This window comes from Paraburkholderia sp. (assembly GCF_036488795.1).
Taxonomy (GTDB): domain Bacteria; phylum Pseudomonadota; class Gammaproteobacteria; order Burkholderiales; family Burkholderiaceae; genus Paraburkholderia.
Genome location: NZ_DASXHA010000024.1, coordinates 1 through 9,001 on the forward strand (window position 1 = coordinate 1; position 9,001 = coordinate 9,001).

Annotated in this window: 11 protein-coding genes and 1 tRNA gene; all 12 read left to right on the forward strand. The window is 60.9% G+C overall.

Translation table 11 applies throughout. The features are described from left to right. On the forward strand, positions 1-1,152 hold a 1,152-nt coding region (gene pnp / locus VGH41_RS03475), incomplete at its 5' end, for a polyribonucleotide nucleotidyltransferase (protein ID WP_331595950.1). Positions 1,153-1,283: 131 nt separating this feature from the next. Then, positions 1,284-2,309 (forward strand): NAD(P)H-quinone oxidoreductase, encoded by a 1,026-nt coding sequence (locus tag VGH41_RS03480; protein ID WP_331595951.1) that lies wholly within the window; start codon positions 1,284-1,286, stop codon positions 2,307-2,309. Positions 2,310-2,456: 147 nt separating this feature from the next. Further along, positions 2,457-3,245 (forward strand): triose-phosphate isomerase, encoded by a 789-nt coding sequence (tpiA, locus tag VGH41_RS03485; protein ID WP_331595952.1) that lies wholly within the window; start codon positions 2,457-2,459, stop codon positions 3,243-3,245. An 82-nt stretch (positions 3,246-3,327) separates the two neighbouring features. After that, on the forward strand, positions 3,328-3,705 hold the full coding sequence (secG, locus tag VGH41_RS03490; RefSeq protein ID WP_331595953.1) for a preprotein translocase subunit SecG: 378 nt from the start codon (positions 3,328-3,330) through the stop codon (positions 3,703-3,705). 112 nt (positions 3,706-3,817) lie between these two features. Continuing rightward, positions 3,818-3,902 (forward strand) — tRNA-Leu (locus VGH41_RS03495). A gap of 159 nt (positions 3,903-4,061) precedes the next feature. Next, positions 4,062-4,421, forward strand: a complete 360-nt coding sequence (locus VGH41_RS03500; protein WP_074265311.1) for an NADH-quinone oxidoreductase subunit A — start codon at positions 4,062-4,064, stop codon at positions 4,419-4,421. A 63-nt stretch (positions 4,422-4,484) separates the two neighbouring features. Further along, the gene (locus tag VGH41_RS03505; protein ID WP_006052903.1) at positions 4,485-4,964 is read left to right on the forward strand and encodes a NuoB/complex I 20 kDa subunit family protein; all 480 of its coding nucleotides are present in this window, start codon (positions 4,485-4,487) and stop codon (positions 4,962-4,964) included. A gap of 20 nt (positions 4,965-4,984) precedes the next feature. Beyond that, positions 4,985-5,587, forward strand: a complete 603-nt coding sequence (locus VGH41_RS03510; RefSeq protein ID WP_331595954.1) for an NADH-quinone oxidoreductase subunit C — start codon at positions 4,985-4,987, stop codon at positions 5,585-5,587. 9 nt (positions 5,588-5,596) lie between these two features. Next, a complete protein-coding gene (locus tag VGH41_RS03515; RefSeq protein WP_331595955.1) occupies positions 5,597-6,850 on the forward strand; it encodes an NADH-quinone oxidoreductase subunit D in 1,254 nt (417 codons plus the stop codon). Positions 6,851-6,984: 134 nt separating this feature from the next. After that, a complete protein-coding gene (gene nuoE, locus VGH41_RS03520) occupies positions 6,985-7,470 on the forward strand; it encodes an NADH-quinone oxidoreductase subunit NuoE (RefSeq protein WP_331595956.1) in 486 nt (161 codons plus the stop codon). After that, positions 7,467-8,795: an NADH-quinone oxidoreductase subunit NuoF gene (nuoF, locus tag VGH41_RS03525; RefSeq protein ID WP_331595957.1), complete on the forward strand. Its 1,329-nt coding sequence runs from the start codon at positions 7,467-7,469 to the stop codon at positions 8,793-8,795. The genes nuoE and nuoF overlap by 4 nt, the downstream gene beginning before the upstream one ends. Positions 8,796-8,904: 109 nt before the next feature. Beyond that, positions 8,905-9,001: 2Fe-2S iron-sulfur cluster-binding protein (locus tag VGH41_RS26580; protein ID WP_414696231.1), on the forward strand; the 97-nt coding region annotated here is incomplete at its 3' end.

A 9,001-nucleotide genomic window follows, 5' to 3' on the forward strand; every position in this document is an offset into this window, starting at 1 on the left:
CCGATCGAAATCCGTACCGGCGTGTTGCCGCGTACGCACGGTTCGGCACTGTTCACGCGCGGCGAAACGCAAGCGCTGGTGGTGGCGACGCTCGGCACGAGGGGCGACGAGCAGAACATCGACGCGCTCGAAGGCGAGTACCGCGAACGCTTCATGCTCCACTACAACATGCCTCCGTTCGCAACCGGCGAAACGGGCCGAGTCGGTTCGCCGAAGCGCCGTGAAATCGGTCACGGTCGTCTCGCCAAGCGCGCGCTGGCTGCATGCCTGCCGAGCGCCGACGAATTCGGCTACTCGATTCGCGTCGTGTCGGAGATCACCGAATCGAACGGTTCGTCGTCCATGGCTTCGGTATGCGGCGGCTGCCTCGCGCTGATGGACGCCGGTGTGCCGATGAAGGCGCACGTCGCCGGCATCGCCATGGGCCTGATCCTCGAAGGCAACAAGTTTGCGGTCCTGACCGACATCCTCGGCGACGAAGACCACCTCGGCGACATGGACTTCAAGGTAGCGGGCACCGAGCAAGGTGTGACCGCGCTGCAGATGGACATCAAGATCCAGGGTATCACCAAGGAGATCATGCAGGTCGCCCTCGCACAAGCGAAGGAAGGCCGTCTGCACATCCTCGGCAAGATGACTTCGGCTGTGTCGGGCGCCAACACGCAGTTGTCGGAGTTCGCACCGCGCATGATCACCATCAAGATCAATCCGGAAAAGATCCGCGACGTGATCGGCAAGGGTGGTTCGGTGATTCGCGCACTGACCGAAGAAACCGGCACGACGATCGACATTTCGGACGACGGCGTCGTCACCATCGCCAGCACCAGCAGCGAAGGGATGGCCGAAGCGAAGAAGCGTATCGAGAACATCACGCTGGAAGTCGAAGTGGGCCAGGTCTACGAAGGCACGGTGCTCAAGCTGCTCGATTTCGGCGCAATTGTGAATATCCTGCCGGGCAAAGACGGTCTGCTGCACATCTCCGAGATCGCCAACGAGCGTATCAAGGACATTAACGACTACCTGAAGGACGGCCAGCAGGTGAAGGTCAAGGTCATCCAGACGGACGAGAAGGGTCGTGTGCGTTTGTCGGCGAAGGCGTTGCTGAACGACGCCGCGTCGGGTGCACCGCAAAGCGAACCGACTCCGCAGTAATGCGGTAAGGTAGGAAACGGCCGGCAGCGTGAACGCGCGCCGGCCGTTTTTTTCATGCAGGGTGGATTGCATTGCAAGTGCGACATGAGTTGCCCGTTTGCAGTGCAATCCAAACCTTGGAGGTAACGCAGATGAAAGCGATCGAAATTACCGAGTTCGGTGCGCCGGAAGTCTTGAAGCTCGCGGAGCGGCCCATGCCGCAGCCGAAGGCGGGTGAAGTGCTGATCAAGGTGGCGGCCGCGGGCGTCAACCGCCCGGACGTGTTCCAGCGCAAGGGTGGCTACGCGCCGCCGCCGGGCGCGTCGGATCTGCCGGGGCTGGAAGTGGCGGGGGAAATTGTCGGCGGTACGCTCGACGACAGGCACAATCCGTTTGGTCTGAAGATGGGCGATCGCGTGTGCGCATTGCTGGCCGGCGGCGGCTATGCGGAATACGCGGCCGCTCCGCTTGCGCAATGTCTGCCGGTGCCGAAAGGACTCTCGGATATCGAAGCTGCCTCGCTGCCTGAGACGTTCTTCACGGTATGGAGCAACGTGTTCGGCCGCGCGCATCTGGGCGCGGGCGAGGGCGGTCCCAACGAAACCCTGCTGGTGCAAGGCGGCTCGAGCGGGATTGGCGTGACGGCGATCCAGATTGCGCATGCGCTGGGCTTTCGGGTGTTCGCCACCGCGGGCTCTGAAGACAAGTGCCGTGCCTGCGAGGCGTTGGGCGCGGAGCGCGCGATCAACTACAAAACCGAGGATTTCGTCGAGGTCATCAAATCGCTGACGAACGATCGCGGCGTGGATGTGATTCTCGACATGGTGGCGGGCAACTATCTGCCGCGCGAACTGACCGCGCTGGCCGACGGCGGGCGGATCGTGCTGATCGCGACCCTGGGTGGCGCGAAGGCGGAGCTGAATTTGCACGATATCCTGCGCCGCCGCCTGACGGTTACCGGTTCGACGCTGCGTCCCCGTCCGGTGGAGTTCAAGGCGGAAATCGCCGGGCAGCTCAAGGCGAATGTGTGGCCGCATATCGAGGAGGGCCGCATCAAGCCCGTCATCTATAAGGTGTTTCCGGCCGCGCAGGCTGCCGAGGCGCACGCGTTGATGGAGAGCAGCACGCATGTCGGCAAGATCATGCTGAGTTGGGTAGACGCGCAGGACAAGGCTTGACAGGGCCAGCTTGACACGGTCTGTTTGACCCGATCCGCTTACGCACAGTAAAATTGCGTGTTTTGCGTGCGCCGCATGTTTTGCAGGGCGGGCAACCCAGTGCGAGTTCGGCGCAAGCCGGTTTCGCCGCCACGACAAGACGAGACGATGTCCAAACAACGAACGAAGCTGGTAGTTGGTAACTGGAAGATGCACGGACGGCTTGCCGACAATGCGGTGCTGCTCGAAGCAGTGGCGCAGGGCGCCGGAGCGTTGCCGGCGAACGTGCGGGTCGGCGTCTGTGTGCCGAGTCCGTACCTCGCGCAGACCCAGGCGCTGCTCGACGGTAGCCGCGTCGAGTGGGGCGTGCAGGACGTGTCCGCGTACACGCACGGCGCCTATACGGGCGAAGTGGCCGCGCCGATGGCGCTGGATTTCGGCTCGAGGCTGGCTATCGTCGGGCACTCCGAGCGGCGTGCGTATCATCGCGAAAGTGCGGAGCTGGTTGCCGTCAAGACGCAGCGGGTGCTCGAAGCGGGTTTGACCCCGATCGTCTGTGTCGGCGAAACGCTCGAAGAGCGCGAAGCGGGCAAAACGCAGCAGGTGGTCGGCGTGCAGCTTGATACGGTGCTGGCGAAGCTGTCGGCGCAAGAGTCGGCTCGCATCATCGTCGCTTATGAACCCATCTGGGCGATCGGCACCGGTAAGAGCGCCACGGCGCAGCAGGCTCAGGATGTTCATGCATTCTTGCGTGCACGTCTTGCGGCGAAAAGCGCTGCGGCAGCTGACGTAGCACTGTTGTATGGCGGGAGTGTGAAGCCGGACAATGCGGAAGAATTGTTCCGCCAGCCGGATATCGACGGCGGCCTGATTGGCGGCGCGTCGTTGAAGGACAAAGATTTCCTCGCAATCTGCAAGGCGGCCGGCGCGGTAGGCGCGTTGAGCGTCAAGCAATAAGCAGGTTGCGCGGGCGAGGAAGGCCCCATTGCGCATGGTGCGCGTTGTGCCACGCGATTAAATAAAGACTCAGGTGAGTGTGATGCTGGTTTTGAAAACTTTGATTATCGTCGTTCAGTTGCTGTCGGCGCTTGGGGTTATTGGCCTCGTATTGCTGCAGCACGGTAAGGGCGCCGACATGGGTGCTGCTTTTGGCAGTGGCGCATCGGGCAGTCTGTTCGGTGCGACGGGTTCGGCAAACTTTTTGTCGCGTACTACGGCGGTGCTGGCAGCAGTCTTTTTTATCTCGACGCTGACGCTCACGTATCTCGGTTCGTATCACGCCAAGCCTTCTGCTGGCTTGCTCGGCACGGTGGCGACGGCTCCGGTTGCTGCTTCGTCCGCGGCGGTTCCGGCGGCGGGCTCGATGGCTGCGCCGGCGACCGCAGCGTCCACGCCGGGCCAGGACGTGCCGAAATAAATTTTCGGGAAAAGTGGTCGTGGTGCGTTGAACAAACTGCTTAAACCAGTTACAATTCAAGTCTTGAAGCGATTCGCGGGTTTTACAAGTTGATTTCCCGGATTGCGGTAGTGCCGACGTGGTGAAATTGGTAGACACGCTATCTTGAGGGGGTAGTGGCGAAAGCTGTGCGAGTTCGAGTCTCGCCGTCGGCACCAGTGTTATCTTAATGCCAGCCGCTTGCTTCGCTTCGGCTGGCATTTTCGCTTCTGGCTTGGTGTTTGCGTTAAGCTTGCAACGTCAAGCACGACGAAGTGATTTCGCGTCGGGTGAATGTCTCCCCGGCGGCACTCAGAACCAACCGATTGAGGATAGTCTTGAACCTCGCAGCCTATTACCCCGTCTTGTTGTTCCTCCTGGTGGGCACTGGTTTAGGCGTAGCACTGGTCAGTATTGGCAAGATCCTCGGTCCGAACAGGCCCGATACCGAGAAGAACGCACCGTACGAGTGCGGCTTCGAGGCATTCGAAGATGCGCGCATGAAGTTCGACGTGCGCTACTACCTGGTCGCCATTCTCTTCATCATTTTCGATCTTGAAACCGCGTTCCTGTTTCCGTGGGGCGTGGCCCTTCGCGACATCGGCTGGCCCGGCTTCATGGCAATGATGATTTTCCTTCTCGAGTTCCTGCTGGGCTTCGCCTATATCTGGAAGAAGGGCGGCCTCGACTGGGAATGATGGATTAATCGCCGGTTTGCGTGGGCGGCCAACGCTAGCCGCCCCGTCTGGAGTGGAAAGCAAATGAGTATCGAAGGGGTCTTGAAGGAAGGGTTTGTCACCACCACGGCTGACAAGCTGATCAACTGGACGCGCACCGGTTCCCTGTGGCCGATGACGTTTGGTCTTGCGTGCTGCGCGGTCGAGATGATGCATGCGGGTGCAGCCCGCTATGACCTCGACCGTTTTGGCGTTGTGTTTCGTCCCAGTCCGCGCCAGTCGGACGTGATGATCGTCGCCGGCACACTGTGCAACAAGATGGCGCCGGCTCTGCGCAAGGTCTACGACCAGATGGCTGAGCCGCGCTGGGTCATCTCGATGGGTTCGTGTGCGAACGGCGGCGGCTACTATCACTATTCGTATTCAGTGGTGCGTGGTTGCGACCGGATCGTGCCGGTCGACGTCTATGTGCCAGGTTGCCCTCCGACCGCCGAAGCGTTGGTCTATGGCGTGATCCAGCTGCAAGCGAAGATCCGTCGTACCAACACTATCGCCCGTCAATAAGACCAGAGCCTCCCCACAATATGGCAAGCAAACTCGAGTCCCTGAAAGCGAACCTCGAGGCGGCCTTTGGCGGCCGCCTGCTGAGCATCACCGAAGCAATCGGCGAGCTCACTATCGTCGTGAGTGCAAGAGAATATCAAGATATTGCGACTCGCCTGCGCGACGATTCGTCGCTGCGCTTCGAGCAGCTGGTTGACCTGTGTGGTGTCGACTACCAGACCTACGGCGACGGCGCCTACGACGGTCCGCGTTTCGCCGCGGTGTTGCATCTGCTGTCGGTTGCGAACAACTGGCGTCTGCGTGTGCGCGTGTTCGCGCCGGACGACGACGTGCCGCTGATTCCGTCGATCGTGGACGTCTGGAATTCGGCCAACTGGTACGAGCGCGAAGCGTTCGACCTGTTCGGCATCGTCTTCGAAGGTCACCCGGACCTGCGCCGTATTCTGACCGACTACGGTTTTATCGGTCACCCGTTCCGCAAGGATTTCCCTGTTTCCGGTTACGTCGAAATGCGCTACGACCCGGAAGAGAAGCGCGTCGTCTATCAGCCGGTGACGATCGAGCCTCGGGAAATCACGCCGCGCGTGATCCGCGAGGATCGCTATGGCGGTCTGAAACACTAAGAGAACGCCATGGCAGAGATCAAGAACTACACGCTCAACTTCGGCCCGCAGCACCCGGCAGCGCACGGCGTGCTGCGCCTCGTGCTGGAGCTCGACGGTGAAGTGATCCAGCGCGCCGACCCGCATATCGGCCTCCTGCATCGCGCAACTGAAAAGCTCGCGGAAACCAAGACCTTCATCCAGTCCGTGCCGTACATGGACCGTCTCGACTACGTGTCGATGATGGTGAACGAGCATGGCTACGTGATGGCTATCGAAAAGCTGCTCGGCATCGACGTGCCGATCCGCGCGCAGTACATTCGTGTGTTGTTCGACGAGATCACGCGGGTGCTGAACCATCTGATGTGGATCGGTTCGCACGCGCTCGACGTCGGCGCCATGGCGGTGTTTCTGTATGCGTTCCGCGAACGTGAAGACCTGATGGACGTGTACGAAGCGGTGTCCGGTGCGCGGATGCACGCGGCTTACTATCGTCCGGGCGGCGTCTATCGCGATCTGCCTGAAGCCATGCCGCAGTACAAGGCTTCGAAGATCCGCAACGCGAAGGCGCTGTCGAAGATGAACGAGACCCGTCAGGGTTCGCTGCTCGACTTCATCGACGACTTCTTCGCGCGCTTCCCGCATTGCGTCGACGAATACGAAACGCTTCTGACCGATAACCGCATCTGGAAGCAGCGTCTGGTCGGGATCGGCGTGGTGAGTCCGGAGCGCGCGCTGCAACTCGGCATGACGGGCGCCATGCTGCGCGGCTCGGGTATCGAATGGGACCTGCGCAAGAAGCAACCGTACGAAGTCTATGACAAGCTGGATTTCGACATTCCGGTCGGTGTGAACGGCGATTGTTACGACCGGTACCTGGTACGCGTCGAAGAAATGCGTCAATCAACGCGAATCGCGAAACAGTGCATTGAATGGTTGCGTAAGAATCCAGGCCCCGTGATGATCGACAATCACAAGGTTGCGCCGCCGTCGCGCGTGGGCATGAAGTCGAACATGGAAGAGCTGATTCACCACTTCAAGCTCTTCACGGAAGGCTTCCACGTGCCGGAAGGCGAGGCGTACGCGGCAGTCGAACATCCGAAGGGCGAGTTCGGCATTTATCTGATTTCGGACGGGGCGAACAAGCCGTATCGTCTGAAGATCCGTGCGCCGGGCTACGCGCATCTGGCCGCGCTCGACGAAATGGCGCGCGGGCACATGATCGCCGACGCCGTGACTATCATCGGCACGCAGGACATTGTGTTCGGCGAAATCGATCGGTAAGAGCGGTTTTCATCGTGGCACGCGCATCGCAGCCGTAGCGGGCGCGTGTCAAGCAAAGGAACGCCGGGTCTGTCGCAACATGCAGCATGCGACAGGTTTTCGTTCGGTAGGAATTGAAAGAGTCGTGTCTGAAAATGATCTCAGCTGAAGGCCTGAAAGAAATCGATCGCGCGATCGCGAAGTATCCCGCTGGTCAGCAACAGTCCGCCGTGATGGCGGCTTTGGCCGTTGCTCAGGAAGAGCATGGCTGGCTGTCGCCGGATCTGATGCAGTTCGTCGCGGACTATCTGGGCATGCCCGCAGTCGCCGTGCAGGAGGTCGCGACCTTCTACACCATGTACGAGATGTCGCCGGTCGGCAAGCACAAGATCACGCTCTGCACGAACCTGCCGTGCCAGCTCGGCCCGGACGGCGGCGCGGAAGGCGCGGCTGAATACCTGAAGCAGAAGCTCGGCATCGACTTCGGCGAAACCACGGCAGACGGCAAGTTCACCTTGAAAGAAGGTGAGTGCATGGGGTCGTGCGGCGACGCGCCGGTGATGCTGGTGAACAACCATCGCATGTGCAGCTTCATGAGCCGCGCGAAGATCGACCAGCTGCTCGAGGAACTTTCGAAATGACGTCCTTACATGATCGTCACATCAAGCCGCTGATTCTCGCCGGCCTGAACGGTGACAACTGGCATCTCGAAGACTACGTGGCGCGCGGCGGTTACGCCCAGCTTCGCCGTATTCTGGAAGAGAAGATTCCGCCGGAGCAGGTGATCGCCGACGTCAAGGCGTCGGGCCTGCGTGGCCGCGGCGGTGCGGGCTTTCCGACCGGTCTGAAGTGGAGCTTCATGCCGCGTCAGTTCCCGGGCCAGAAGTACCTCGTCTGCAATTCGGACGAAGGCGAGCCGGGCACATTCAAAGACCGCGACATCCTGCGCTGGAATCCGCATGCACTGATCGAAGGTATGGCGATCGGCGCCTACGCGATGGGCATCACGGTCGGTTACAACTACATTCACGGCGAGATCTGGGAAGCGTACAAGCGCTTCGAAGAGGCGCTGGAAGAAGCCCGCCGCGCCGGTTATCTGGGCGAGAACATCATGGGTTCGGGCTTCTCGTTCCAGTTGCACGCGCACCACGGCTACGGCGCCTATATCTGCGGCGAAGAGACTGCGTTGCTCGAATCGCTGGAAGGCAAGAAGGGCCAGCCGCGCTTCAAGCCGCCGTTCCCGGCAAGCTTCGGCGTGTACGGCAAGCCGACCACCATCAACAACACCGAGACCTTCGCCGCCGTGCCGTTCCTGCTGACCATCGGTCCGCAGGCTTACCTGGAACTGGGCAAGCCGAACAACGGCGGCACGAAGATTTTCTCGGTGTCGGGCGACGTCGAACGTCCGGGCAACTATGAAATTCCGCTCGGCACGCCGTTCGCGACGCTGCTGGAGCTCGCCGGCGGCATGCGCGGCGGCAAGAAAATCAAGGCCGTGATTCCGGGCGGCTCGTCAGCACCGGTGATCCCGGGCGACATGATGATGGGCATGGACATGGACTACGACTCGATCGCCAAGGCCGGGTCAATGCTGGGTTCGGGCGCGGTCATCGTGATGGACGAAACGCGCTGCATGGTGCGCTCGCTGCTGCGCCTTTCGTACTTCTACTACGAAGAGTCATGCGGCCAGTGCACGCCGTGCCGCGAGGGCACCGGCTGGCTGTATCGCGTGGTGCATCGGATCGAACATGGCCTCGGCCGCCAGGAAGATCTGGACCTGCTGAACTCGGTGGCTGGAAACATCATGGGCCGCACGATTTGCGCGCTCGGCGACGCAGCGGCCATGCCGGTGCGCGGCATGCTCAAGCATTACTGGGACGAATTCGAATATCACGTCGCCAACAAGCGCTGCCTCGTCGATGGTCATGCTGGCGCAGCAACGGCTTCGGAAACGGTGGCGGCATAGGCCGGCACGAGAAGCGTCAACCGCGGGGTCATCGTCGCGGCGCAAAAGCGCGCGGCGTATGAACGGGGCGAACGATTGAGCGGTAACAGGTTAAGGAAGATTGACCATCATGGTTGAACTTGAAATAGACGGCAAGAAAGTAGAGGTGCCTGAAGGCAGCATGGTGATCCAGGCTGCGCATAAGGTCGACACGTACATTCCTCACT